Source organism: uncultured Mediterranea sp. (assembly GCF_902493215.1).
Taxonomy (GTDB): domain Bacteria; phylum Bacteroidota; class Bacteroidia; order Bacteroidales; family Bacteroidaceae; genus Bacteroides.
Genome location: NZ_CABUOL010000024.1, coordinates 22389 through 48724 on the forward strand (window position 1 = coordinate 22389; position 26336 = coordinate 48724).

Consider the following 26336-nt stretch of genomic DNA (forward strand, 5'->3'; position numbering starts at 1 on the left):
AGATGTCTTTAACTTCTTATTCAATCCTCCTCCTCGTCATCAAAGTCAAATTCAAAATCGAAGTCGTCCATAAACTCTGGCGTTGTGAACTCTTCCAGGCTTCGGCGATCCTTCTTGGTGGGACGTCCCGTACCTTTGGCACGGTTCACGAAGCCGCTGACGCGGCTCATCTCCAGCAGTTCGTACTGGTCGGGCGTCGTCACGTTTTCCATCATTTCGGATACCAGTTTGGCGCCCACTCGTTTTTCAATGGTTTGGAGCACTTTGAACGAGTAGGTGATGGGCGGCTTGCGCACCTGTACGATGTCGCCCGGCTTTACCATGCGGGCAGCTTTGGCTTGTGCGCCGTTGATGCTGATGCGGCCTTTCTTGCAGGCTTCGGCGGCGATGGTACGTGTCTTGAAGATACGCACAGCCCACATCCATTTGTCTATGCGTGCTTCACTCATTTCTTGTTGAATTGGTTCATGGTTATGTCGATGCCTGCCAGGCAGAAACTTTTCACGATCTCGCCGGCTGTTTTCAGCCGTTCGGGCATGGTCTTCCAGTCTTCGTCCGAGAAGTGTCCCAGCACATAATCCACCTGTCCGCCGCGGGGAAAGTCGTTGCCGATGCCGAAGCGCAGGCGGGCATAGTTCTGTGTGCCCAGTGTGGCGGCAATGTGTTTCAGCCCGTTGTGGCCCGCGTCGCTTCCTTTTCCTTTCAGACGCAGGGTGCCGAAGGGTAGGGCAAGGTCGTCTACGACGATGAGTGTATTCTCCAGTGGGATGTTCTCTTTCTGCATCCAGTAGCGCACGGCGTTGCCGCTGAGATTCATGTAGGTTGACGGCTTGAGCAGCAATAGCTGGCGTCCTTTGACCGACAGGGTAGTGGTGAAGCCGTAACGGCCGTCCTTAAAGGTGGCACCTGCTTCCTGAGCCAATGCGTCTACCACCATGAAGCCTATGTTGTGACGGGTTTCGTGATATTCGGGGCCTATGTTTCCAAGGCCTACAATCAGGTATTTCATTTCGTTTTCAGTTTAGTGGGGCGGAAGAAAAGCATTGCTTTCCTTGGCGTATCCCATTGTTTTCCTTCGGACAATCCATTGTTTTCCCTGGAAAAGGCGGATGTGGTGTCCGGCCGATAAAAAAAGGACGCGGATTATCGCAGATTTCCGCGGATTGTGTAAACCAAACCAGCGTCTCTGCGTTAATCCGCGTCTTTCTTGTTTCGTTTATCCTTGTTTCAGAAGGAACGTACCGATTAGTTGTTTGCGGCAGCGGCAGCACCTCTTGCGGCACGTGTCAGCTTAACGGCGCAAACGACAGCTTCTTTGGCGTTCATCAGCTCCAAGCCTTCGTAGCTCAGTTCGCCAACCTTGATAGTCTTGCCCAGACCCAGGTGAGAAACGTTTACTACCAGCTTTTCGGGGATAACGTTGTAGAGAGCTTTCACTTTCAGCTTGCGCATCTGCAGAGCCAGCTTACCACCGGCCTTCACACCTTCTGCCAGACCTTCGAGCTGTACGGGAACTTCCATTACGATAGGTTTGGCTTCGTCGATCTGATAGAAGTCAACGTGCAGGATGGTGTCCTTTACAGGGTGGAACTGGATATCCTTCATGATGGCGTTGTACTTCTTGCCGTCGATTACGAGGTCTACTACGTAGATGTGCGGCGTATAAACCAGGTTGCGCAGGCCGTCTGCCGTTACAGTAAAGTGGATGTTTTCGCCACCACCGTAGAGTACGCAGGGTACGCCGTTGTTTTTACGAATGGCCTTCAAGGCTCTTGCCTGTTCCGAAGAACGCTCTGCAATGGTTCTTGCAGTTCCTTTTACTTCAATTGATTTCATTTGAACAAATTTTTTGTGTTACTCTAAATTAAGTAGTTGTTTTTGCTTAATTCACCATCACACGATGCGGCGCGGCCGCATAATGCTGTAAAAAAGCGGTGCAAAAGTACTGCTTCTTTTTGAATAATCAAAGGGTTGCGCTTAAAAATCGATGTCGATTTTGATTTCTCCGTCATTCAGCGCATGCGTTTCCTCTTTGTCTGTGGCAGGTCCGAAGGTCTCTTCAGGTTCCGCGGCTGTTCCCTTCTTTTCATTTCTGGGGAACGTATGAAGGCCGCCCTGTTTGTCTTGGATGAAACGGATGGATTGCTGGAGTCCGTTCATGAATTTTTCGAAGTCTTCCTGATAGAGGAATATCTTGTGTTTCTCGAAACTAACCTGTGCATCTTCGCCCTCACCGTTGATTATCTTCTTGCTTTCAGTGATGGCCAGATACATTTCGTCTTTTCTGCTTTTCTTTACGTCCAGATAATAAATGCGCTTGCCGGCCTTGATGGCTTGTGAGAATACGATTTCCTTGTCACTGGCCTCTCCGCCGTTTTTCTTTTTCCACTCTTCTTCCATAATCAATACTATATTCTATAAATAGGTCTTTTAATGTTTCTCCCATTGTTTCGGGGCTCAAAATTGACGATTTTTTTTCAACTGTCAAAAGAAAATGCCCGGTTTATCAACTAATATGATAAAAAAAGTGATTTATTTATGCCAAGTCAGTAAAAATACCTACTTTTGTGCCCTGTTAAACAACCATATTTACTAAAAAGTCATGATTAACAGAGTTCTTATTCGTCTTAAGATTATACAGATTGTATATGCTTATTATCAGAACGGCAGTAAAAATTTGGACGCGGGAGAGAAAGAGTTGTTCTTCAGCTTGTCCAAGGCATACGATTTGTACAACTACCTGCTGATGCTGATGATTGCTGTGACGAACTATGCGCAGAAGCGCATATCGGCCGCCAAGGCCAAGTTGGCTCCTACACCCGAGGAGTTGAATCCCAATACCAAGTTCGTGGAAAACAAGTTCATCGCCCAGCTGGAAGTGAACAAGCAGTTGCTCGATTTCGTGAGTTCGCAGAAGCGTTCGTGGGACAATGACGAGGATTTCGTGAAGAGCCTTTACGAAAAGATCATCTCGTCGGATATATATAAGGAATATATGGCTTCGGGCGAGACTTCGTATGAAGCCGACCGCGAGTTGTGGCGCAAGCTCTACAAGACGTTTGTCTTCAACAATGCCGACCTCGACGCCTTGCTCGAGGAGCAGAGCCTCTATTGGAACGACGACAAGGAGATTGTCGACACGTTCGTACTGAAGACCATCAAGCGTTTCGACCCCAAGAACGGTGCCGCTCAGGAGCTGCTTCCGGAGTTCAAGGACGATGAAGACCGCGAGTTCGCACGCCGCCTGTTCCGTCGGAGCATCCTGAACTGTGACTACTACCGTCACCTCATCAGCGAAAATACCCGCAATTGGGATTTGGACCGTGTGGCCTTTATGGATGTCATCATCATGCAATGTGCGTTGGCCGAAATCCTGAGTTTTCCCAATATTCCCGTCAGCGTGTCGTTGAACGAATACGTCGACATAGCCAAAGTCTACAGCACTCCCAAGAGCGGCAGCTTCGTAAACGGTACTTTGGACGGAATTGTTAATCAATTGAAAAAAGACGGCAAGTTGTCGAAAAACTGATACCTTTGCCTCTGACATTTAAACATTAACTACAAGAAAGACTTTTATGAACTTAATGACCGTATTTCTCTTGCAGGCTCCTGTAGCAGGACCTGACGCCAGTTGGACGTGGATTATGCTGATAGCCATGTTCGTTATCATGTATTTCTTCATGATCCGCCCCCAGAACAAGAAGCAGAAGGAGATAGCCAACTTCCGCAAGTCACTCCAGTTGAACCAGAAGGTAATCACCGCCGGTGGCATCCATGGCGTGATCAAGGAAATCAATGACAACGACGTTCTGTTGGAGATCGCTTCGAACGTACGAATCCGCATCGACAAGAATTCAATTTTTGCCGCTGCTGCCGACGCAAACAGCAGTCAGGCTGTCGGTAAATAATGAAATGAAGCTTATGTCCGGACAGAGGAACATAAAGAGGCTTTATATTAGAATCAAGATAAGAATGAAGAACTTCCTGCTCAGCGACAAGAGCCGGGAGTTCTTTGTTTTTTTGGTTTTCTTCTTCATCGCCGCGGCTTTCTGGCTGTTGCAGACGTTGAACAACGATTACGAGACCGAGTTCACCGTTCCTGTCCGGCTGAAGAATGTCCCCGACAATGTCGTCATCACCTCCGAACCCGTATCCGAGCTTCGCATCCGTGTGCGCGACAAGGGCACCGTACTTTTCAACTACATGCTGGGCAAGAGCTTCTATCCCGTCTCCTTGGATTTTGCCGACTACAAGTCGGCCGATACCCACGTCAGGATACCCTCTTCGTCCATTCAGAAGAAGGTCACTACCCAGCTCAATGCCTCCACCTCCCTGCTGTCCATGAAGCCCGATACGCTGGAATACTATTATTCGACGGGCGAATCCAAGAAAGTGCCTGTCCGTTTGTGCGGGCAGGTAGAGGCCGGTTTGCAATATTACCTGCCCGATACGGTCTTTACGCCCGACTCGGTGCTGGTCTATGCCCCGGTCGCTGCGTTGGACACCATTAAAGCCGCCTATACCCAGCCCCTGCATCTGCAGAACATTACCGATACCTTGCGCCGCAAGGTCAGCCTGGCCTCTCATAAGGGCATCAAGTATTCGCCCTCTTCGGTCGAGCTGATTCTTCCGGTGGATATGTATACCGAGAAGACAGTGGAAGTCCCGTTGCGGGGCATCAATTTCCCTGCCGACAAAGAATTGCGTGCTTTCCCGTCGAAAGTGCAGATTTCCTTCCAGGTAGGTGTCGGCCGTTTCCGTCAGGTCACGGCCGAAGATTTCCATCTCATTGTCTCTTACGAGGAGCTGGTCCGTCTTGGTACCAACAAATATACGGTGCGGCTGAAGAAGTTGCCCAAGGGAATCAGCCATGTGCGTTTCATTCCCGAGCAGGTCGATTTTCTCATTGAACAGGTCAATACGAACGATGGAACATCCGGTTATTAAGATAGGAGTGACGGGCGGCATCGGCAGCGGCAAGAGCGTCGTCTCCCGTCTGTTGGAGCTGATGGGTATCCCTGTGTATATATCCGATACGGAGACACGCCGCCTGATGGTCTCCGATGCCGGGATTCGTCGCGGACTGACGTCCCTTCTGGGTCCGGACGTTTATCAGGACGGGTGCCTGAACAAGCCCTTGCTGGCCTCCTATCTGTTTGCCAGCGACTGCCATGCAGCCCGTGTGAATGGCATTGTCCATCCGCGTGTCAGGGACGATTTCCGTCGTTGGTGCGGCCTGCATGCTGCCTGTCCCTTTGTCGGTATGGAGTCGGCCATTCTTCTGGAAGCCGGTTTCCGTCAGGAAGTGGATGTGGTCGTGATGGTCTACGCACCGCTCGAAGTGCGCATCCGCAGAGCCATGCAGCGGGATGCTTCCTCGCGCGGGCAGGTCGAACAGCGCATCCGCCGGCAGATGGACGATGAGCAGAAGCGCGGTCAGGCCGATTATGTTCTTGTGAACGATGGTGAATTGTCTTTGATTTCGCAGGTTTTGTCCTTAATTTCTTCGCTATCTAAAAATATTGATTACCTTTGTCGCCGCTAAAGGAACAGGTATGCCGTCCGTTCGGCACGAAGTTTCAGGCACCACATAACTTATTTTAGTAACATTCAAATTTAAATAGAACTGACTATGTTGAAGACTATTTTGTCTATATCTGGAAAACCTGGTCTGTACAAGCTGGTTTCCAGAGGAAAGAATATGTTAATTGTTGAGTCGATTGCCGATAAAAAACGCCTTCCGGCCTATGGCAATGAGAAGATAATTTCTTTAGGTGATATTGCCATGTACACCGATGGCGATGATGTTCCATTGCAGCAGGTATTATTGGCAATGAAAACTAAGGAAAACGGTGCGGTAGTTGCATTGGATATCAAAAAAGCTTCGACCAATGAGTTAGGTGCTTATTTGGCAGAAGTTCTTCCCAATTATGATCGTGATCGTGTACATGTATCAGATATCAAGAAATTGATTACCTGGTATAACCTATTGGTTAATGCAGGCTTGACTGATTTTGAAGAAGAAGTTTCTGAAGAAGAAGTTACTGAAGAATAATGTAGTTTTTTTTAAAATAAAAAAGCCCAAAGGTTGTTCGCCTTCGGGCTTTTTATTTTTGGATCAGTTCTTGAATAACAGTCCGTCACGGGCAGCGTTTACATCGACAACAATCGGCTTGTTGCGGTCCACTTCCTGTGCCAGCAACTTCTTGGAGAGGTCGTTGAGCAGGTAGTGCTGGATGGCACGCTTGACAGGACGGGCACCGAACTCGGGGTCGAAGCCGGCCTGTGCCAGGAAGCTGACGGCGGCGTCGGTGAGTCTGAGCTGCACTCCGTTTTGTTCAAGCATGTGGCGCACGCCGTTTATCTGGAGCGTGACAATCTGCTTGATTTCGGGCTCGGTGAGCGGCAGGAACATGATGGTTTCGTCGATACGGTTGAGGAACTCGGGCCGTATGGTCTTCTTCAGCATGTTCATCACTTCGCGTTTGGTCTCGTCGACTATCTGTTCCTTGTTGCTGCCGTTCAGTTTCTCCATCTGGCTCTGGATGTAGGAGCTGCCCATGTTGGAGGTCATGATGATGATGGTGTTCTTGAAGTTCACCGTCCGGCCCTTGTTGTCGGTCAGACGTCCGTCATCGAGTACCTGCAGCAGGATGTTGAACACATCGGGATGGGCCTTCTCGATTTCATCGAACAGAACCACGGAGTAGGGCTTCCGCCTTACGGCCTCAGTCAGCTGGCCGCCTTCATCGTAACCGACGTATCCGGGAGGCGCTCCGACCAGACGGGAGACGCTGTGCTTCTCCTGATACTCGCTCATGTCGATACGGGTCATCATGGTCTCGTCGTCGAACAGGAATTCGGCCAGGGCCTTGGCCAACTCGGTCTTACCGACACCGGTCGTACCGAGGAAGAGGAAGGAACCGATAGGCCGCTTGGGGTCCTGAAGGCCGGCACGACTGCGGCGCACGGCATCGGAGACGGCTTCGATGGCCTCGTCCTGACCGATGACACGCTTGTGGAGCTCTTCCTCCAGGTGGAGGAGTTTCTCCTTCTCGCTCTGCAGCATCTTGCTGACCGGTATGCCGGTCCAGCGCGATACGACATCGGCAATGTCTTCGGCATCGACTTCTTCCTTGATCATGGCGTTGTCGCCCTGCATCTGATGCAGCTTCTGCTGGGTCTCTTCGATTTCCCTGTTGAGGGCCTGCAACTTGCCGTAACGGATTTCGGCTACCTTGCCGTAGTCGCCCTCGCGTTCGGCCTTCTCGGCTTCGAACTTCAGGTTTTCGATTTCGACCTTGTTCTGCTGTATCTTGTTGACCAGTGTCTTTTCGCTCTGCCACTTGGCCTTGTAGGAGCTTTCCTGTTCCTTGAGTTCGGCCAGTTCCTTGCCGATCTGTTCCAGCTTGGTCTGGTCGTTCTCGCGCTTGATGGCCTCGCGTTCGATTTCGAGTTGCTTGATCTTACGTGAGATTTCATCCAGCTCTTCGGGCACGGAGTCGACTTCCATACGCAGCTTGGCGGCGGCCTCGTCCATCAGGTCGATGGCCTTGTCGGGGAGGAAACGGTCGGTGATGTACCGGTTGCTCAGCTCGACAGCGGCTATGATGGCATCGTCCTTGATGCGGACGTGGTGATGGTTTTCGTAACGTTCCTTCAAGCCACGCAGGATGGAGATGGTGCTCAGCGTATCGGGTTCGCCCACCATGACGGTCTGGAAACGGCGTTCGAGGGCCTTGTCTTTCTCGAAATACTTCTGATATTCGTCGAGCGTCGTGGCACCGATGCTTCGTACCTCGCCACGGGCCAGGGCCGGTTTCAGGATATTGGCGGCATCCATGGCACCTTCACCCTTACCGGCGCCTACCAGGGTATGGATTTCGTCGATGAAGAGGATGATGTTGCCTTCGGACTGCTTTACCTCGTTGATGACGGCCTTCAGACGTTCCTCGAACTCGCCTTTGTACTTGGCTCCGGCTACGAGGGCACCCATGTCGAGCGAATACAGCTGTTTGTTCTTCAGATTCTCCGGCACATCGCCCCGAAGGATTCGCTGCGCCAGCCCTTCGACGATGGCGGTCTTACCGGTACCCGGTTCACCGATGAGGATGGGGTTGTTCTTGGTACGGCGGCTCAATATCTGAAGGACCCGACGGATTTCTTCGTCACGGCCGATGACCGGATCGAGTTTGCCGTTTCGGGCGGCATCTATCAGGTTGATGGCATACTTCTCCAGGGACTGGTAGGTGTCTTCACTCGACTGGGAGGTGACCTTCGAACCCTGACGCAGTTCGCTGATGGCGGTACGCAACTCTTTTTCGCTCATGTCGGCATCTTTCAGAATGCTCGAGGCAGTGCTCCTGACGGTGAGCAGGGCCAGCAGGATGGGTTCCAGTGAAACGAACTCATCGTTCAGTTCCTTGGAGTAGTCCATGGCTTTCTGCAACACTTCGTTGGTCTCGCGGCTCAAGTAGGGTTCTCCACCCGAAACCTTGGGCAGCGATTCGATCTGCTTGTCGAGAACCAGCTCTATCTGCTGGGCGTTCATGCCCAGCTTCTGGAAGATGAAGTTGGTGACGTTTTCGCCCACTTTCATGACTCCCTGCAACAAGTGTACCGGCTCGATGGCCTGCTGTCCCCGGCGCTGTACCTGGTTCACAGCTTCCTGTACGGCTTCTTGCGCTTTGATGGTAAAGTTGTTAAAGTTCATATCGTTTCTCCTTTCTTTAGTCTTGGTTAGGTTTGACACCCATTGATTTGCAAAACTCTTGCCACTTGTACCGGATGGACAAAATGTCTTATTGTTGGTAATTTTATATGACAAAATGGCATTCGGACGGTCTTTCTGTCTTATTTTCCCTTTATTTGTATTATCTTTGCGCACTTCACAGATGATAACTGACATGAATTAAGAATATGGATAGAACTGCGGAACTGAAACTTTCGGAACGTGTGATACTGGTAGACGTATCGTTCCTGAACCGGACGGTGGGGATGGTGCGTGAAGTGATGGCTGCCCGTCTGGGGCGCCCTTTGCCCGTACTCGACCTGGCGGCCTGGCTGGATTGCCTGCTGCTGGATGCGGGTATCCGGGATTTTTCATCGGCTGAGGTACAGGTCTTGTTGGTCCAGGGGACGGATGGGGATGCGTTGAGCGCTTGTATGCCTTCTCTTTTGTCTGACCTGGATGGAATGGCTTGTCGTACGGGGTTGGCCGAATATGTTTTTTCGGTGGTACCTACCGAAAAGATGGCTACAGCCGAAACGTTGTATCGGGACCTGCTGGCCCTGGTGCTGAACAATGCTTCCGTGAGACAGGCGTTATTGGTACCAGCCATGAGTGCCGACGAGGAAAAACTGAACGAGGTGACGGGGGAAGTCCTTCGTGAAAGGAGAAAGAATGCAGAGGGGGCGGATGTCCAAGCGGTGTGGTTCGGTTTGGAGAGACCTTCTTGCCCTGTTGTCGGCCAATGGTGTCCGGTTGTACCATCTCTGGCCCATGTATTAGGCATTCGGGAAGAGGAACTGAGATGACGTTGCTTTCTATATATTATAGGTATAATAGGGGAATGGGCCCGCTTCTGAAAAGAGGCAGGCCCATTCTATATGTGAAGTGGTTTTGGTTGTCACGCCAGTAGGGGAACCAGATACTTCACCAGCAGGTAACCGCCCAGCAGCAGCCAGATGAAGAGTCCGAAGGCCAGTACGAAGGGTTTGGCGCCTGCCTGCTTGAACTTGTCGATACTGGTATCTGTACCCAGTGCCGTCATGGCCATGGTGAGCATGAAGGTATCGATGTACTCGATGGCTCCGTTCAGCGGGATGTCCTTGACGGTCGGTGCGTCAAAGAGGTATTGAAGCAGGGAGTTCAGGCAGATGATGCCGATGAAGCCGAAGGCAAACCAGGGAATCGTGATTTTGCTCTTGGAGGCTGTGCCGTCGGCCGACAATCTTTTCCGGCCGGCAAGGGCGAAACTCATGATGACCAGTACAGGGGCCAGTAACATGACACGGATCATCTTGGTGATGGTGGCCGTACCGGCAATACCCAGCGTATCGGTTGGGTCCATCGCATTGCCTGCACCGGCTACATGGGCTACCTCATGCAGGGTACTTCCCGTATAGATGGCTACCTGTGTGTCGGACAGGCCGGACAGCAGTCCCGAACGATACATGATGGGGTAGAGGAACATGGCTATGGTTCCGAAAATAACGACGGTAGACACGGCGATGGCTGTCTTATGGCCTTCGCATTTGATGACCGGTTCGGCACCCAATACAGCTGCCGCACCGCAGATGGCGCTGCCGGTTGATGTGATGAGGGCCGTATCTTTGTCGATTTTCATCAGTCTGCCCAGGAATACACCCAGAAAAATGGTGCCGCAGACGATGATGCTGTCTACCACAATGGCAGGCAGGCCTACAGCTGCCACTTCGGTCAGCGTCAGGCGGAAGCCGTAGAGCACGATACCGGCACGGAGAATCTGCTTGGTACAGAACTTGATACCCGGTACCCACGTTTCAGGCAGGCGGTTGCGAAGGCTGTTGGCGTACAGCATACCCAGAATGATGCCGACGATGAGGGGGCTGAACGACAGACTTTTTACGAATGGGATTTCAGCGATGTAGAAAGCTGAGAAGGAGAATAAGGCAATGAGCAGGATGCCATGAAAGGTGTTGCCTCTGTTTCCACGTTCGAACATAACGATTCTTTTTTTTGTTGGTTTAACTTTTTCTTTGTCGGGCGCAAAGGTACGTATTTCCGGTGGAGGTTGCAATTCTTATATTTTTATCAGTTATAACCAAAAGTAATAAGAGCGCTGGAACGATTATCGTCGGGCAAATTGCATGAAAACCTGGCTCAATCCGCTTTCCTGGCCTTGCAGTTGGGCAAAATTGAATTCACGTTTCATTTCCAAGCCTTTGACATCGACTACGCGCAAGCGGCCGGCATACAGCTCCCTGCTGACGGAACGGATGGAAACGACACCCAGGCAGTCGGTATGTTCCAAAAAAAGCTTGATGCTTTCGGTGCTTCCCAGATACATGAGTACGTGGAGGGAGGATAGTTTGATGTTATGTGACAGGATGGCCCGTTCGAAGACATCCAAGGTACCCGATCCGCGTTCGCGCAACACCAGGGGGAGGGTGGCCAGCTGTTCGGGAGTTATTTCGTCGGCTATCGGCAGGCGGTTGCCTGTACGTACAACGACTACCAGTTCGTCTTCCAGAAAGGGGGTGTAACGCAAATTAGGCAGGCGGGTCACTCCTTCGACCAGTGCCAGATCGATGCGATGTTCCTGCAGGGCTGCTTCCATTTCGCGTGTATTGCCGTTGAGCAGCGAGAGTTCTACTTGTGGAAATTTGCTGATGAACGTACCGAGCATGGGGGGAAGTACGTATTGGGCGATGGTTGTACTAGCACCCAACCGCAGTTTGCCGGTATATTGGTTGTGGAGCAGGTGCATTTCGTACTCCAGTTTGCGGTATTCCTCCAGTATGCGTTCGCAATGTTCCAGCAGAATACGGCCCGATTCGGTCAGGGATATTTTCCCGCCTTGACGCTCGAACAGACGGGTCTGGTAGGTGCTTTCCAATTCCTGTATATGCTTGGTGATGGCCGGCTGGCTGATAAACAATTCTTGGGAAGCCTTGGTGAAACTCAGGTTTCGGGCTACAGCGTGGAACACTTTCAGACGGAAATCACTCATGCTACGGGGAATTATAATGAATAAAGGGTCTGTGTCAAAATGAGGTTGAGCTATTTAACTCCCCTCCTTCTGGAAGGAGGGGTGCCCAAAGGGCGGGGTGGTAGGTTTTCGCGAGAGGTTATCAATTAACGCGTTATGTTTTCACCTACCTCCTCCCCCTATCGGGTACTCCTCCTTCTGGAAGGAGGAGAGTTGAAAATACTTCTATTTTGACACACCTTCATAAATAGATATGGAACTTTATTTCTCTTTCTTGAGTTCTTCGAAAATCAGCCCTTCCAGTTCTTCGGCCAACTCGGGGTTGTCCAAAATGACCTGCTTGGCTGCATCGCGGCCTTGGGCCAGCTTGGTGTCGTTGTAGCTGAACCAGGAACCGCTCTTCTTGATGATGCCCAGTTCGGTACCCAGGTCGATGATTTCACCGGCACGCGAGATGCCTTCGCCGAACATGATATCGAACTCGGCACGACGGAAGGGAGGAGCCACCTTGTTCTTGACAACCTTGACCTTGGTCTGCTTGCCGATGACGTCTTCGCCGTTCTTGATGGCCTGACCACCACGGATATCGAGGCGGACGGATGCGTAGAACTTCAGGGCATTACCGCCGGTAGTCGTTTCGGGATTGCCGAACATGACACCGATCTTCTCGCGCAACTGGTTGATGAAGATGCAGCAGGTGCGGGTCTTGCTGACGGCAGATGTCAATTTACGCAACGCTTGTGACATCAGACGGGCCTGAAGGCCTACCTTGTTGTCACCCATATCGCCTTCGATTTCAGCTTTCGGGGTAAGGGCGGCTACGGAGTCGACGACGATGATGTCAATAGCCGAGGAGCGGATGAGCTGTTCGGCAATCTCCAAAGCCTGCTCACCGTTGTCGGGCTGGGAGATGAGGAGGTTGTCCACGTCAACGCCCAGCTTGGCAGCATAGAAGCGGTCGAAAGCGTGTTCGGCATCGATGAAAGCGGCGATGCCTCCTGCTTTCTGTGCTTCGGCGATGGCATGAATGGCCAATGTGGTCTTACCAGAGGATTCAGGACCGTAGATTTCGATGATACGACCGCGGGGATAGCCACCTACACCCAGAGCCACGTTCAGCCCGATGGAGCCGGTGGGGATGACTTCGACCTGCTCGACGCTGTCGTCGCCCATCTTCATGATGGAACCTTTGCCGAAGCTCTTTTCTATCTTGTCCATGGCGGCCTGCAAGGCTTTCAGCTTTTCGCTGTTGGGCATTGCGGCGCCTTCGTTTTCAAAATTAAGTTCGTCTTTTTTTGCCATATTTGTCTGTCGGATAAATGGTAAATGGTATTAAAGGATTTGTGCCGCATGGTCCTTGGTCTTGACTTCCTTCGGGCCGATGATGCGCTCCACGACGCCTTCTTCGTTGATGATGAAGGTGGTGCGGAAGGTACCCATGTACTTGCGGCCGTACATGCTCTTCTCGCCCCATACTCCGAACTGCTCGACCAGTTTCTTGTCTGTGTCGGCAATCAGGGGAAAGGGGAGGGAGTTTTTCTCGATGAACTTCTGGTGCGACTTCTCGCTGTCCACGCTGACGCCTACCACTTCGTAGCCGGCCTGACGCAGGGCGTCGTAGTTGTCGCGCAGGTTGCAGGCCTGGGCGGTACAACCCGATGTGCTGTCTTTCGGATAGAAGTAGAGCACCAGTTTCTTTCCTTTATAATTGCTCAGGCGGATTTCTTCGCCTTTCTCGTTGATGCCCAATATCTCGGGGGCTTTGTCTCCTACATTCATGTTTGTTAGTGGTTAACGGTTAGTGATTAACGGTCAGTGGTTGTCGGGGCGGCATGTTCACCGCTCACCGTTCACCACTTACCGCTGATATTAAAGTTCGAGGTCGCCATCAATTACTTCGTGCCAAGGCAATCCCTGCTTGTTGAGTTGTTCCATGAATGGATCGGGATCGAATTCTTCGACGTTCCATACGCCCGGCTTCTTCCAGATGCCTTTGAGGAACATCATGGCACCAATCATGGCCGGTACACCTGTGGTGTAGCTGACGCCCTGCATACCTGTTTCCTTGTAGGCGGCTTGGTGGCTGCAGTTATTGTAAACATAGTAGGTGCGCTCCTTGCCATCCTTCAATCCACGGATGCGGCAACCGATGGAAGTTTCGCCTTCGTAGTTCTCACCAAGGTCTTGCGGGTTGGGGAGTACGGCCTTCAGGAATTGCAAAGGTACGATTTTCACACCGTTGTAATCCACTTCGTCGATGCGGGCCATACCGATGTTCTGAATGACGCGCAGGTGAGTCAGGTATTCCTGGCCGAAGGTCATCCAGAAGCGGGCGCGCTTGATGGTGGGGAAGTTCTTCACCAGAGATTCCAGCTCTTCGTGGTAGAGCAGGTAGGAGTCGCGCGGGCCGATGTTCGGATAAGTCAGGTCCTTGTGGATTTCCAGCGGTTTGGTGGTCACCCACTGGCCGTTCTCGTAATAACGTCCGTTTTGGGTAATCTCACGAATGTTGATTTCGGGGTTGAAGTTGGTGGCGAAAGCCTTGTGGTGGTTGCCGGCATTGCAATCCACGATGTCCAAGTACTGGATTTCGTCGAAATGATGCTTGGCGGCATAGGCCGTATAGACGCCGCTCACACCCGGGTCGAAACCGCAACCGAGGATGGCGGTGAGGCCGGCTTCCTCGAAGCGCTGCTTGTAGGCCCATTGCCAGCTGTATTCGAAGTGGGCCACGTCCTTGGGCTCATAGTTGGCCGTATCCAGGTAGTTGACACCCGTCTTCAGGCAGGCTTCCATGATGGTCAGGTCCTGATAGGGCAGGGCAACGTTGATGACGATTTCGGGCTTGAAGCTGTTGAAGAGCGCCACCAGTTCGTCTACATTGTCTGCATCTACCTGAGCGGTCTGGATGTTGGGATTGCCGATGGCCTTCACGACGGCGTCGCATTTGGACTTTGTGCGGCTGGCAATCATGATTTCGGTGAACACATCCGGATTCTGAGCAACTTTGTGTGCAACGACGGTTCCTACACCGCCTGCACCGATAATTAGAACTTTACCCATTTTTGTTTCTTATTTAATAATGTGATTGATAAATATTCCAGTTGTTTCTTACTTGTATTTCGTCAGCAAATATACTGTTTAATTCTTAGATAAACATTAAAATAGCACTAAATACTTTGGCATTTCGGGTGCAAATGCCAAACAAATTGTTTGTAATCCTGTTATTTTGTTCTATATTTGCGGTTGATAATTTAACTTAAACTTAGAGACAATGAAGAAAATTCGTGTTTATTGGAGTGTGGCAGCTGTTGTGGCAATCATGTCATCGTGTGCCTCGACAAAGAATCTTACGCCGGTATCTGACCTCAGCGGCGAGTGGAATATTATCGAAATCAATGGGACGGCGGTTGTTCCGGCAGCGGGGCAGACCTTTCCGTTCATCGGTTTTGAAACAAATACGGGCCGAGTATATGGCAATAGCGGTTGCAACCGCCTGATGGGTAGCTTTGATACGGGCGGAAAGCCCGGCCAACTGGAGTTGGGACAGATGGGAAGCACCCAAATGATGTGTCCTGACATGACGCTGGAGAAAAATGTCCTGACGGCTTTGGCGCAGGTAAAGAAGTTCACAAAGCTGGGTGACGGACAGATAGCATTGTGCGGAAAGTCTTTGAAACGTCCGGTTATGGTATTGCAGCAACGTTTGTCTGACGTTTCGGCTGCCGATCTGAACGGACGATGGAAAATAGTGCAGGCTGGGGGAGAGGACATTCCTGACGGAATGGAGAAGCAGCCTTTCCTTGAGCTGAACGTAAACGAGAAGAGAGTGCATGGCAATGCAGGTTGCAATACCATTAACGGCGGTTTTGTGACCGATGAAAGCAACACGTCGGCCATTTCTTTCCCCAATCTCATCAGTACGATGATGGCTTGTCCCGACATGGAAGTGGAGGGCCGTATTACCAAAGCCTTGGGTGAAGTGAAAACTTTTGCCCGACTGGAAAACGGTGGTTTCGGTTTCTACAATGCAACCGGTGGGCTGGTACTGGTGCTCGTTAAGGAATGATATTAATATAATAAGGTGATAGAGCCGCTTCCTGAGGAAGATACATTCCAATGGAAGCGGCTTTTTTTGTTTTGGAGTAAAGCATTGCTTTCTTTGGCGGAAAGTATCGTTTTCCTTTGGAGAAAGCATTGCTTTTCCTCGAAGGAACTGGAGGAAATATATAGGAGCGTATTTGTCAGGGTAGAGGATAACTGTCGTTTAATGTTGTCTGTTTCGTCAGTTTATTGGATAGAATTCTGCCAAACTGGCAGGGCTTGTCAGACTTTTACTGCCTTGATGAAGCTGTTTGGCATTTGGCACGGCGTTTGTCCTTTCAGAAGCGTCTGCCGATGAGGCGGACAGAGATAAACAGAATAATAACAAATAAAAAATAACGATCATGGGAAAAATTATTGGTATTGACTTAGGAACTACAAACTCTTGTGTTGCCGTATTCGAAGGTAACGAACCTGTAGTAATCGCCAACAGCGAAGGCAAGCGTACAACTCCTTCAGTAGTGGCATTTGTTGACGGTGGCGAACGTAAGGTAGGTGACCCCGCCAAACGTCAGGCTATCACGAACCCGAAGCGTACAATCTATTCTATCAAACGTTTCATGGGTGAGAACTGGTCGCAGGTACAGAAAGAAGTATCCCGCGTACCCTATCCGGTAGTGAACGACAACAACATGCCGCGTGTTGACATCGACGGACGTCACTATACTCCGCAGGAAATCTCAGCTATGATTCTTCAGAAGATGAAGAAGACCGCTGAAGACTATTTGGGACAAGAAGTTACGGAAGCTGTCATCACTGTTCCGGCCTACTTCTCCGACTCTCAACGTCAGGCTACGAAAGAAGCTGGTCAGATTGCTGGTTTGGACGTAAAACGTATCGTGAACGAGCCGACAGCCGCCGCATTGGCTTATGGTGTGGACAAGGCTAACAAGGATATGAAGATTGCCGTATTCGACCTTGGTGGTGGTACGTTCGATATCTCCATCCTTGAGTTCGGTGGCGGTGTGTTCGAGGTATTGTCAACCAATGGTGATACCCACCTGGGTGGTGATGACTTCGACCAGGTAATCATCGACTGGCTGGTACAGGAGTTCAAGAACGACGAAGGTGCTGACCTGACTCAAGATCCGATGGCTATGCAACGTTTGAAGGAAGCTGCCGAGAAGGCTAAGATCGAGTTGTCTTCTTCTACTTCTACAGAAATCAACCTGCCGTACATCATGCCGGTAGGTGGTGTGCCCAAGCACTTGGTTAAGACGCTGACTCGTGCCAAGTTCGAAGCATTGGCTCACAATCTGATTCAGGCATGTTTGGAGCCTTGTAAGAAGGCTATGAGCGACGCAGGCTTGAGTAACTCAGATATCGATGAAGTCATTCTCGTAGGTGGTTCTTCACGTATTCCGGCCGTTCAGAAGCTGGTAGAAGACTTCTTCGGCAAAGTTCCTTCCAAGGGTGTGAACCCCGATGAGGTTGTAGCCGTAGGTGCTGCCGTACAAGGTGCCGTATTGAACAAAGAGGCTGGTGTGGGCGACATCGTATTGCTTGACGTTACTCCGTTGACCTTGGGTATCGAAACCTTGGGTGGCGTAATGACGAAGCTGATCGAAGCCAACACGACTATCCCTTGCAAGAAGAGCGAAACCTTCTCTACAGCTGCCGACAACCAAACGGAAGTGACCATCCACGTATTGCAAGGCGAGCGTCCGATGGCTGCTCAGAACAAGTCCATCGGTCAGTTCAACCTGACAGGTATCGCTCCTGCCCGTCGTGGTGTTCCTCAGATTGAGGTAACTTTCGATATCGACGCCAACGGTATCTTGAAGGTATCTGCCAAGGATAAGGCTACAGGCAAGGAACAGGCCATCCGTATCGAAGCTTCCAGCGGTTTGAGCAAGGAAGAAATCGAACGCATGAAAGCTGAAGCTGAAGCCAATGCCGAAGCCGACAAGAAGGAAAAGGAACGCATCGACAAGCTGAACCAGGCCGACTCTATGATTTTCACGACTGAAAATCAGTTGAAGGAACTGGGCGACAAGCTTCCTGCTGACAAGAAGGCTCCGATTGAGGCTGCCCTCCAGAAGCTGAAAGATGCTCACAAGGCGCAAGACCTGGCTGCTATCGATAGTGCCATGGCTGAACTGAACACTGCCTTCCAGGCTGCTAGCGCTGAAATGTATGCGCAGACGGGTGCTCAAGGTGGTGCACAAGCCGGACCTGACATGAATGCAGGACAATCTGGAGCTCAGAATAATAATAAACAAGGTGATAATGTGCAGGATGCTGATTTTGAGGAAGTCAAGTAAGTAACGATAAATAAACAATAAACATCCATAAGAAAAGGTGTGGAAATCAGACGATTCCACACCTTTTTTTGTTTTTATATTTGGTGTTTTTCTATCTATGTTTATTGTTTTTTATGGTATAAATGTACCATATTTGTACCGTAACTTAATGGTAGATAATGTGACACTTAAAAAAATATATAGTCTGAAAATCAAGGATATACACAAGTGGTTTTTCCTTTATCAATATTGAAAACGAATATTGGGATACATTTTTGATTCATTGTTCCTAAAATATATGTAATTCACTTATTTGTACCATATTTGTACCGCAACAAATTAGTAGATAATGTGCAACAAATGAATATATAAATACATAAATAACAGCAAGTTATAAGTTTTCATATTTTCTCTTCAAAGAATTGCTGAAATAAAATCAGATTGTTCTCTAAATTATAATCAAATATTACTCATTTTTTTGCTTAATAGCTTCATATATGCATCTGATCAGTCTTTGTTGTTTCTTGATTTTTATCTGTAATGATTTAATATTCAATAAGTTATTGTATATCTTTACATTTTACGCAGTGCACTAAGTATTTTTACGCAGCGGAATTATAATCTTTTTATATGAAATAGTATAGAAGTAACATTATAGTATTATGAGTAATCCGAAATCTGTTTTCTTTCATTATTGTGTTTGTTCATATATTTGTTTTCCAAATCAAGAAAAGCAGAGTATTATTCCAATATCGGGTTATAATTTACATCAATTAACTTGTCTGCTACCTCTGTTTCAACTTTATGGCCATTTTTGTAAAGGCTGAAGAATCGCATTTCAGGACTTTCCTCAGGAGTATATTCTGCAATCATTGATAGCTTGTGTGACAACAGATAATCATGTGTGGATACAAATACCTGCACTTTATATTTTTGGGCGAGTTCCACAATGAGATCTACAATGATTGAAATCAAGGTAGGATTCATGTTTGATTCTGGTTCATCCCAAAACAAGATACTTTCCGGCTTAAACTCTCCATTGATACATAGATACAATATGGTAGCCATCTTTTGTAGCCCTTCTGCCACCAGATGTGCTTCGTATTCCTTGCCATCATCAATTATATAAAAGCGATTTCCCTTTCTTATTATACTTATATTACACTTTTTAGTACTGGTGCAAGTATGTCCTGTACTTCTTTTAGAGCATCATTCTTTAAAGGTGCTACATCCATAGCTTTTGCAAGATCAAGATAGGTTTCATCGAACGAAATTTCTCTTTTTTCATATAAGCTAATGAAACCCTCAAATAGCGAAAACATTTCTCTTGGAGGAATGTAAATGAAATGCGGCTGATCTATATAAGTATTGTTGTCAGATTTTGCCAACGATGCCTTTTCACCGAAAGTACAGGCAAGTTCACCTGATTCCAGTGCTATTTTAACGGATGCGGATCCAGATCCATATTTGTATACTAGATGACATAGTGTGTCCGGCTTAAAATATCAAAGCAGTTTTTCCGTGAACAAATCTCCAAATTTATCCTTTGTCTTGGAGATTGACCGTGCAAAAAGCGAGTTAGCTTTCATCGAGGCTGCAAGAATTTCATTATATGGGTTTTCCCTGTGCCGTTGCGGCCAATAAAGACATTGATACCTTTACAGAAAGCAAGATTGCATTCTTAAAAGCATGTAAAGCTATTTAGATATAAACTTTTAATCATGATTACTGCAGATTAATCCTTGTGGGATACAATTTGTAAACTTAAGAAATTCTTTGTATCCGCCCAATTCCTTTTCACTTTTTATGACTATACTTATAGTTTCATCATTTCACCTGTGTTCATATTTTATGAATACGTCCGGACAAATGAACGGACATGGCTATAAACTTATAAAAATAATCTTCTATAAAAATGTTTTTTTATTAATTAGATATGTATCTTTGCAGATAAATCTGAAAAACTATGTATAGATCAGATAAGATTGGTCCATTGGCAGAATATGGTGACTTCTTCGGAAGAGAAAAGGAAATCCGCAAGGTAAACAGACTGCTTGATAGTAGCCATTCTTTTGACTGTCCGTACCCCGCCGCATTAGCAACTCTATATTGGCGAAATATCTGATAGAAAAGAAAAAGAATCAGAGGTGGAAATGTGTTTAGAAACAATCACAGAAGATGGTTTTCTTAACCTTGTAATTGAAACCTTCTGCAAAAATGATATTTGGAAACAGGTAGCTAAGGAATGTCCAAAAAGGGTTGGCTTCAGTACAGGAAAGAATAGAGAAGATTTCTCTCAGTCCTGTTTAATTTGATTTTTGGGAAAAAGAAGATCTGGAAGATTTCTTGAAGGAGCTAATCATGCACGATGAAGACACATTTATTGTCGTTGATGAATAGACTCTTTTCCTGGTGATTCTCAGCATGGGTGAAGACAGAACTGAAAAAGTGGACTTTATCCTCAACTGGCTTAGAAGCCTGCTACGGATTAGCAAAACGAAAGTCTGTTGACTGTTCTGCGGTTTTGTAGGTCTGAATATATTGAAATGAGCGATAAGTTTGTTGAGTATTTGCTGAACAAGTTGTATTGGAAGATCCCTTATTCTATTTCTCAAAATAGGTAGAAGACTATGAGGATAAGATGACTTGGGAAGATATAGACACAGTTTATCGTAAGTTATATTCAGAGAATTATTTGAGTACCAGGTCTGAGAGACTAGTCGAATATGGTGAATACGAGCTTCCTGCCCGGTAGATTCTGAAACTACTTGCCATTCTACGGAATGGTATGCTCAACAATTTGATGACAGGTCAGGATGCTTCAAAGATTGAGGCTGTTGATTATACTTTAAGCAAGGTTCTTGAATACATTATGAAGAAAGACTCTTTGCGTATGTTCCGCTCACCGCTTTTGAGAGATTATTGATTTGGCACGTTTGTTTAGTGATTAAATAGATGAATACAAGTACCAGCATATTACATCAGCCTCCTTTATCTCTTGGCAATGGGATAAAGGAAGAGGCTGTTGTCATAAACAATGATATTTTTACGTCCATCTTCAACTATTTGTTAAAGGAGGACAGGGATAAGGTCGCACAGTCCAATTTGATTATTGGTGAAAAAGGGAGTGGAAAGACCTCATTGCTCAAAAGGATGTATTTCAGTATAGAGAACAGTGCCAAATGGCTTAAGCCGATATTCATAGATGGAAAAAGCCTTTTCTCAACTGATGATATATGGAAGTTTCATTCATTGCAGGATGATTCTTGCAGGACTGTCTTGTTGATTGACAATGTCCAGTACTATTTCGAGAGGACTGATAATACTGAGCAGTATAATTTGAGGGGAAAGCTCAATAAAGCCGGTGCACCTATTCTTATAGCGACAGCCGACAAGGTGCTGCCGGCATTCACCCGTTATGAGTCTGCTTTCTTCGAAGGATTTAAGATCTCTTATATACGGCCTCTTGTCGTCACTGATTATAGTATGTTCGTAGGGTGTGAGGCGGATATGACACGTTTGGAAAACCTGATGTCTTACTTGCCTAAGACACCCCGTTCTGTGCAGATTGCCGCAAAGATTATTGAAGATTCTGCAAGTCCCGAAATGGATATAATGCTTCTTTTAGACTATTTCTCTTTCTATTATCAGGCAAAGTATGATAGTTATGTAGTGCAGATTCAAAGAATTTTATCGGCTATTGCAAGGCCTGAAAATGGAGTCAATCTGCAGGAGATCCGTCAGATGACAGGTCAAGATAACGGGAAGATATCCCCATATCTCAAACTGATGGCTGACCGGAAAATTATAGATAGGACATCTCAAACCCAACGGGGAGGTATATATACCATTACAGACCCGCTGTTTAAATTATGGTTGCAAACCAATGTATAATTTTTTTAGAGAATGAATGTAATGTTTTTCAGTCCCTTGATTTTCTATATTTTCTAAAAGTCAAGTAAGTGGCGATAAAAATCCATAAGGAAAGGTGCGGAAATCAGGCGATTTTCACACCTTTTATGCTTTTTATATTTGGCGTCTTCTTTCTTTGTTTATTGTTTTTTATGGCTTACTTGTTCCGCAACAAATTTGGTGGATAACACGAAATAAATAATTATGTAAATTACTAAGCATCAGTAAGTTATAAGCTTTTTATATTTACTCATCAAAGAATTGCCGAAATAAAGTTAAATTATTCTATAGATTAAACTGGTGAATTTATGATTACTTGATCATCATAGTCTTAGCATACAATTTGATACAGAGTAATCCATAATTTTAATATGCTTCAACTTCACTATCTTCATTTATATAGGTTATAGTCCACATTCTTGAACCATTTTTGAGTTCTCTTATATTACCTAAGAAAAAACTTTCAAAAAATACATCCAAAGCACTTAATCCATCTGGTAGATTTGTCCATCATTCAATGCTTTCTATGTATAATATACATATCTCTTTAATATCTGGTTTTATCTTCACATTTATAAACTAAGTATTTAGATAACAGTTCTACCATCTGTGGAAATTCTTGATTAATTTGTAAGACTTTCGTCATGGATGGAGAAAGTATATCGTTTGATGTAGTATTGGGAACTTTATTCTAGTATAAATAAAAATACCTATTGAAAAATTACCATATTTGGTAATTTATGCATATCTTTGCTGTAACAAATAGCATTTCACCGCATGAAAGTAATATTCAAAGATGAAGTTTTGTTAGAATTGTATGAAACAGGTAAGACAAGAGATAAAAGGTACAAGAACTTTTGCAAAAACAAGAAATTTATAGATGGATATATACGCGCAGTGAAAACGATGCATGATGTAGAGTCTACTGCTGAGTTAAAACTATTTAGTTTTTTGCATTATGAAAAACTGAAGCACCAAGTAGAGCAACGAAGCTCTGTTCGGATTGTCAATGGCATGGTAGAACGCCTCCTGTTTACGGAAACTGACGACGGTATTGAAGTTGAACTAATTGAAATAGATAGCACACATTATGGCAACAAAAAGTAACAATCCAATTCCCGTTAGAGCAATACACCCAGGAGAAATCTTGCGTGAAGAATTGCAGGAACGAGGTATAAAGCAAAAAGATTTTGCCCAACAAATAAGTGTGCAACCCACGCACTTAAATGCATTTATTAAGGGCAAACGTAACTTAAATGAAGATTTGGCAATGAAGCTGGAGCAGCATTTAGGCATACCTTTTAAGGTATGGATGAATCTCCAAAACAGTTATACATATGACTGTATAGCCATAGAGAAACGTAGTATTGAAGAACAGGAAGCCTTTGCGTTTGAGGAAGAATGTTCTAAAATACTAAATTTAAAACATCTATACAAATGTCTTCATTGCCCTTTTACATCTGTCGTTGATAAAGTAAGATGGATAAAAGACTTATTCCCATTTGACCTGCTAACTATACAGGAACAAAAGATGCAAGTGGCTGGTTTCTATAAACATAGTGAAAAAGTACAAATTGATGAGAAGAATATGTTCACATGGCTTGTCCTTAATTGGTTGACGATTTCGCATATTTCAAACTTAAACAGCTATGAACAAGGTAATGCTCTTAAAGCTGCTGAAGAAATTGCTTCAATGGCAAATCAAAGAAAAATGAGCGTGAATAATGTTAAAAAATGTTTACAAAACTATGGAGTATCTTTGGCTGAGGTTCAAAAATTAGACAAGGCTCCGATTGATGCTTATTCTACGATAGTAAATGGACATCCAATCATAACTGTGACCTACCGTTATAACGATATGGATAAGTTAGCTTTTGATATTCTACATGAATTATGTCATATAGATCGACACTTATCTGATATCCAAAAGGCATTCATTGCGATTGAAGGGGTCGAATATTCCTCAGATCCAAGAGAAAAAGAAGCGAACGAATTTGCTAAAAATACTCTCATCCCTGAAGCCATATGGAATGAAATCTTAAAAGTGGGTTGTAATAGTCTTTCTCCTCATAAAATTGTAAAAACTATAGCGACTGAAGCTGAACGATATGGTATTAGTCCATCTATTGCTGTTTCAAGATATAAGCATGATACCAACTGGTACAAGACCTCAGCTTATCGTTCTCCTAAGATATTTGATTAACATTCATAATGTCTCTTCCACTCGTACGAAACAGTTGGTAGTTTCATTTACACGAGTGGAAGGACTGCTGCTTCTAGTATCAAAAAGGTAAAGGTTTGATGTCATTAAATGGATTCATATATCGTAGAGAAGTAGTTACATATTTTATCTGTGATTTAAATAATTGCATCCAAACAGGACACTATCGAATATATAATGCAGCGGATTCAGAAAATTCATCCGGAATTAAATTAAAACGGGAGGACTTATTGTTATAATCATGTCTATATATATTACAAGATGTTCATAGAAATTCTTCAAGCAGGTACTGGCGATAGCATTTGGGTTAGCCACAATAAGAAAAACATTGTGATTGATGGCGGAAAATCTACAACTGCAATTAGGACTCGGTATGACCAAATGCCACAGGATGAGATTATTGACCTCCTTGTAGTGACTCATATTGACTCAGATCACATAGCTGGTATCATAGCATTGATTAAACACATGAAAAAAAAGGGGGAAACACACAGGTTGAAACATATTTGGTTTAACTTCCCCAAGAAAGAAGATATAAATGAGTACTCTGTGCCCGAAGGAAATGAGTTAACGTCTCTTCTTCTTGAAATAGACAGATTGTGTTGGAATAATAATACTTCTGAGTTACTTGGTTCTACGACAGAGGTTGGCGACATAAAACTACATGTATTAGCACCTGATCATGATGTGGCATATGAATATAAACCGAAAGAACCTGATGAGCTTGGAGCTTGTTCAGATGATTGGCACATTGATTTAAGAACCTTGATTGATAATGTTGATGATGACGATCTTGATGAAGGTGGTGCAAATAGCCAGTCAATTATAATTCTAGCAGAATGTGAAGGAAAAAAAATATTGTTACCAGGTGATAGTACTCCTAAGGTACTATGTGATGCGCTTCAGTATTATAATAAGACGAACGGTACACCTCTTGAATTGGATTTAATGAAACTTCCCCATCATGGGAGTACGCGAAATGTTACTAAAAACATCATTGACGAGATAAAATGCTCAAACTTCATTATTTCAACTAAGAAGAATAAGAAATATTATTTCCCCAATAAGGAGACTATAGCCAAGCTTATTCGTTACAGAGAAAGTGCAGATAAAGCAATCAACGTGTATTTTAACTATCAAGAATCTCTTGATATACTTGGAATAACAGCTGATGAATTGAAAAAAAATAATATTAATCTCAATGTTTGTAATGGATTCAGGATTTGATATTCGCAGCAATTGTGTTAAAATAAAGGCAGACATCAAAGGAAGAGGACTCCAGTTTCGAGGAAGTGGAGTCCTATATCCATTAGGTGGAGATGAAGAGTACGATTATATCTTCACAGCTCAACATATTTTTAAAGATACTCGGAGGAAAAAGTTGAACGATGTTCTTGATAAGATAGGATCAATCGAAATTGAAGTATTTGAGGATGGTCGTTTTGTAACCTATAAAACCATTACAAAAGACACGATCTCAAATTCTTTGCTTCCTATTGGTGAAGATTTTCTTATCATTAAGATTGATAAGAGCAAAAAGTATTTTACCCCTTTCTTGTTGGCGGATGACCTCATTGAAGAAAAATCCATGCAACTGTACGGAGTTTCAGGTGAGGCACAAGATATAATTACCAGACTGGACTGTAAATGTGTAGATAGCAAAGTAGATTTGGTTAATATCACTTCGCATGTTGACAATATGGACAGTTTACATGGAATGTCTGGTGGTGGTGTCTTTGCCCAGAACCAACCATTGATGTATGGTGTACTATGGAAATATGCTGCGACGGAGGGTGAGTTTCACAATGTAAAGATTACACAGGCATTAGAAGAAAAGATAAAATCACAGTTAACGCGTCGAAAATGGAAATCACTTAATTTCATCAATATAACACAGTGTAAACAAGCAATGAATGTTGTTTACGATAGCTTGTTCCGTGATGTCAATGATTCAATATTAGTTAACCGTAATAATACGAGGTTCCCTCTTGAGGCAAGATTTGTAATGCCTGACTTTATTGATGAAGTACAAAACTTATATTCTGATGATCAAATAAAACCAGAGGAGAAGCCTATTCTGCATGACCCTACAAATATATATAAAAAATGGCAGTTATATACTATTCTACACAACTGGTAGTATATAACTGCACTTGTTGTTAA

The 26336-nt window shown here is 45.7% G+C and carries 25 protein-coding genes; 13 read left to right on the forward strand and 12 right to left on the reverse strand.

All coding sequences use genetic code 11. From position 1 onward, the window contains the following. Positions 1-20: 20 nt before the first annotated feature. From RDO88_RS11945 to RDO88_RS11960, 4 genes are all read right to left on the reverse strand, one after another. Positions 21-449 carry a S4 domain-containing protein gene (locus RDO88_RS11945; protein ID WP_307759589.1) on the reverse strand — a complete coding sequence of 143 codons (429 nt, stop codon included), beginning with the start codon at positions 447-449 and terminating at the stop codon, positions 21-23. After that, complete coding sequence (gene pth, locus RDO88_RS11950) at positions 446-1009, reverse strand: aminoacyl-tRNA hydrolase (RefSeq protein ID WP_075318978.1); 564 nt, start codon at positions 1007-1009, stop codon at positions 446-448. The genes RDO88_RS11945 and pth overlap by 4 nt, the downstream gene beginning before the upstream one ends. A 236-nt stretch (positions 1010-1245) precedes the next feature. After that, complete coding sequence (locus RDO88_RS11955) at positions 1246-1836, reverse strand: 50S ribosomal protein L25/general stress protein Ctc (protein WP_307759590.1); 591 nt, start codon at positions 1834-1836, stop codon at positions 1246-1248. Positions 1837-1977: 141 nt separating this feature from the next. Further along, a complete protein-coding gene (locus RDO88_RS11960; RefSeq protein ID WP_307759591.1) occupies positions 1978-2400 on the reverse strand; it encodes a DUF3276 family protein in 423 nt (140 codons plus the stop codon). Positions 2401-2602: 202 nt separating this feature from the next. Between RDO88_RS11960 and nusB the strand changes: the two genes are divergently transcribed. The 5 genes from nusB to RDO88_RS11985 all read left to right on the forward strand — a co-directional run bounded on the left by nusB (position 2603) and on the right by RDO88_RS11985 (position 6055). Then, positions 2603-3529 (forward strand): transcription antitermination factor NusB, encoded by a 927-nt coding sequence (gene nusB, locus RDO88_RS11965; RefSeq protein ID WP_307759592.1) that lies wholly within the window; start codon positions 2603-2605, stop codon positions 3527-3529. A gap of 46 nt (positions 3530-3575) precedes the next feature. Then, on the forward strand, positions 3576-3908 hold the full coding sequence (yajC, locus tag RDO88_RS11970; protein ID WP_307759593.1) for a preprotein translocase subunit YajC: 333 nt from the start codon (positions 3576-3578) through the stop codon (positions 3906-3908). Positions 3909-3921: 13 nt separating this feature from the next. Continuing rightward, the gene (locus RDO88_RS11975) at positions 3922-4947 is read left to right on the forward strand and encodes a CdaR family protein (RefSeq protein WP_307759594.1); all 1026 of its coding nucleotides are present in this window, start codon (positions 3922-3924) and stop codon (positions 4945-4947) included. Continuing rightward, the gene (gene coaE, locus RDO88_RS11980) at positions 4928-5545 is read left to right on the forward strand and encodes a dephospho-CoA kinase (protein WP_307759595.1); all 618 of its coding nucleotides are present in this window, start codon (positions 4928-4930) and stop codon (positions 5543-5545) included. The genes RDO88_RS11975 and coaE overlap by 20 nt, the downstream gene beginning before the upstream one ends. 87 nt (positions 5546-5632) lie before the next feature. Further along, complete coding sequence (locus RDO88_RS11985; RefSeq protein ID WP_307759596.1) at positions 5633-6055, forward strand: DUF5606 domain-containing protein; 423 nt, start codon at positions 5633-5635, stop codon at positions 6053-6055. A gap of 63 nt (positions 6056-6118) precedes the next feature. On the opposite strand, the gene clpB is transcribed toward RDO88_RS11985, so the two are convergent. After that, positions 6119-8713 carry an ATP-dependent chaperone ClpB gene (gene clpB, locus RDO88_RS11990; RefSeq protein ID WP_307759597.1) on the reverse strand — a complete coding sequence of 865 codons (2595 nt, stop codon included), beginning with the start codon at positions 8711-8713 and terminating at the stop codon, positions 6119-6121. A gap of 206 nt (positions 8714-8919) precedes the next feature. On the opposite strand from clpB, the gene RDO88_RS11995 reads away from it, so the two are divergent. After that, positions 8920-9537 (forward strand): L-selectin, encoded by a 618-nt coding sequence (locus tag RDO88_RS11995; protein WP_307759598.1) that lies wholly within the window; start codon positions 8920-8922, stop codon positions 9535-9537. A 92-nt stretch (positions 9538-9629) separates the two neighbouring features. Here the strand turns inward: RDO88_RS11995 and RDO88_RS12000 are convergent, their stop codons facing one another. The 5 genes from RDO88_RS12000 to RDO88_RS12020 all read right to left on the reverse strand — a co-directional run bounded on the left by RDO88_RS12000 (position 9630) and on the right by RDO88_RS12020 (position 14756). Continuing rightward, positions 9630-10706: a putative sulfate exporter family transporter gene (locus RDO88_RS12000; RefSeq protein WP_307759599.1), complete on the reverse strand. Its 1077-nt coding sequence runs from the start codon at positions 10704-10706 to the stop codon at positions 9630-9632. A 126-nt stretch (positions 10707-10832) separates the two neighbouring features. Then, entirely contained in the window at positions 10833-11714 is an 882-nt protein-coding gene (locus RDO88_RS12005; RefSeq protein WP_307759600.1) for a LysR substrate-binding domain-containing protein, read from the reverse strand. 240 nt (positions 11715-11954) lie between these two features. Further along, positions 11955-12995, reverse strand: coding sequence for a recombinase RecA (gene recA, locus RDO88_RS12010; RefSeq protein ID WP_307759601.1), 1041 nt, complete (start codon positions 12993-12995; stop codon positions 11955-11957). Between the two features lie 30 nt (positions 12996-13025). Then, positions 13026-13472: a thioredoxin-dependent thiol peroxidase gene (gene bcp / locus RDO88_RS12015; protein ID WP_205095645.1), complete on the reverse strand. Its 447-nt coding sequence runs from the start codon at positions 13470-13472 to the stop codon at positions 13026-13028. Positions 13473-13562: 90 nt separating this feature from the next. Then, entirely contained in the window at positions 13563-14756 is a 1194-nt protein-coding gene (locus RDO88_RS12020; RefSeq protein ID WP_307759602.1) for a saccharopine dehydrogenase C-terminal domain-containing protein, read from the reverse strand. Positions 14757-14967: 211 nt separating this feature from the next. Here RDO88_RS12020 and RDO88_RS12025 point away from each other — a divergent pair, with 211 nt between their 5' ends. Then, on the forward strand, positions 14968-15762 hold the full coding sequence (locus RDO88_RS12025; RefSeq protein WP_307759603.1) for an META domain-containing protein: 795 nt from the start codon (positions 14968-14970) through the stop codon (positions 15760-15762). A 379-nt stretch (positions 15763-16141) separates the two neighbouring features. Further along, the gene (gene dnaK, locus RDO88_RS12030) at positions 16142-18061 is read left to right on the forward strand and encodes a molecular chaperone DnaK (RefSeq protein ID WP_307759604.1); all 1920 of its coding nucleotides are present in this window, start codon (positions 16142-16144) and stop codon (positions 18059-18061) included. 720 nt (positions 18062-18781) lie between these two features. Here dnaK and RDO88_RS12035 read toward each other — a convergent pair. Together RDO88_RS12035 and RDO88_RS12040 are read right to left on the reverse strand one after the other, a co-directional pair. Beyond that, the gene (locus tag RDO88_RS12035) at positions 18782-19198 is read right to left on the reverse strand and encodes an AAA family ATPase (protein ID WP_307759612.1); all 417 of its coding nucleotides are present in this window, start codon (positions 19196-19198) and stop codon (positions 18782-18784) included. After that, positions 19195-19428, reverse strand: a complete 234-nt coding sequence (locus RDO88_RS12040) for a hypothetical protein (RefSeq protein WP_307759605.1) — start codon at positions 19426-19428, stop codon at positions 19195-19197. The genes RDO88_RS12035 and RDO88_RS12040 overlap by 4 nt, the downstream gene beginning before the upstream one ends. 1567 nt (positions 19429-20995) lie before the next feature. Here RDO88_RS12040 and RDO88_RS12045 point away from each other — a divergent pair. The 5 genes from RDO88_RS12045 (at position 20996) to RDO88_RS12065 (ending at position 26313) form a co-directional block, all read left to right on the forward strand. After that, complete coding sequence (locus RDO88_RS12045; protein WP_307759606.1) at positions 20996-21934, forward strand: hypothetical protein; 939 nt, start codon at positions 20996-20998, stop codon at positions 21932-21934. A gap of 795 nt (positions 21935-22729) precedes the next feature. Then, complete coding sequence (locus RDO88_RS12050) at positions 22730-23059, forward strand: hypothetical protein (RefSeq protein ID WP_307759607.1); 330 nt, start codon at positions 22730-22732, stop codon at positions 23057-23059. After that, entirely contained in the window at positions 23043-24155 is a 1113-nt protein-coding gene (locus RDO88_RS12055) for a HigA family addiction module antitoxin (protein WP_307759608.1), read from the forward strand. Before RDO88_RS12050 ends, RDO88_RS12055 begins: the two co-directional genes overlap by 17 nt. Before the next feature lie 279 nt (positions 24156-24434). Next, the gene (locus tag RDO88_RS12060; protein ID WP_307759609.1) at positions 24435-25400 is read left to right on the forward strand and encodes an MBL fold metallo-hydrolase; all 966 of its coding nucleotides are present in this window, start codon (positions 24435-24437) and stop codon (positions 25398-25400) included. Beyond that, positions 25375-26313 (forward strand): hypothetical protein, encoded by a 939-nt coding sequence (locus tag RDO88_RS12065; RefSeq protein ID WP_307759610.1) that lies wholly within the window; start codon positions 25375-25377, stop codon positions 26311-26313. The genes RDO88_RS12060 and RDO88_RS12065 overlap by 26 nt, the downstream gene beginning before the upstream one ends. Positions 26314-26336 lie beyond the last annotated feature (23 nt).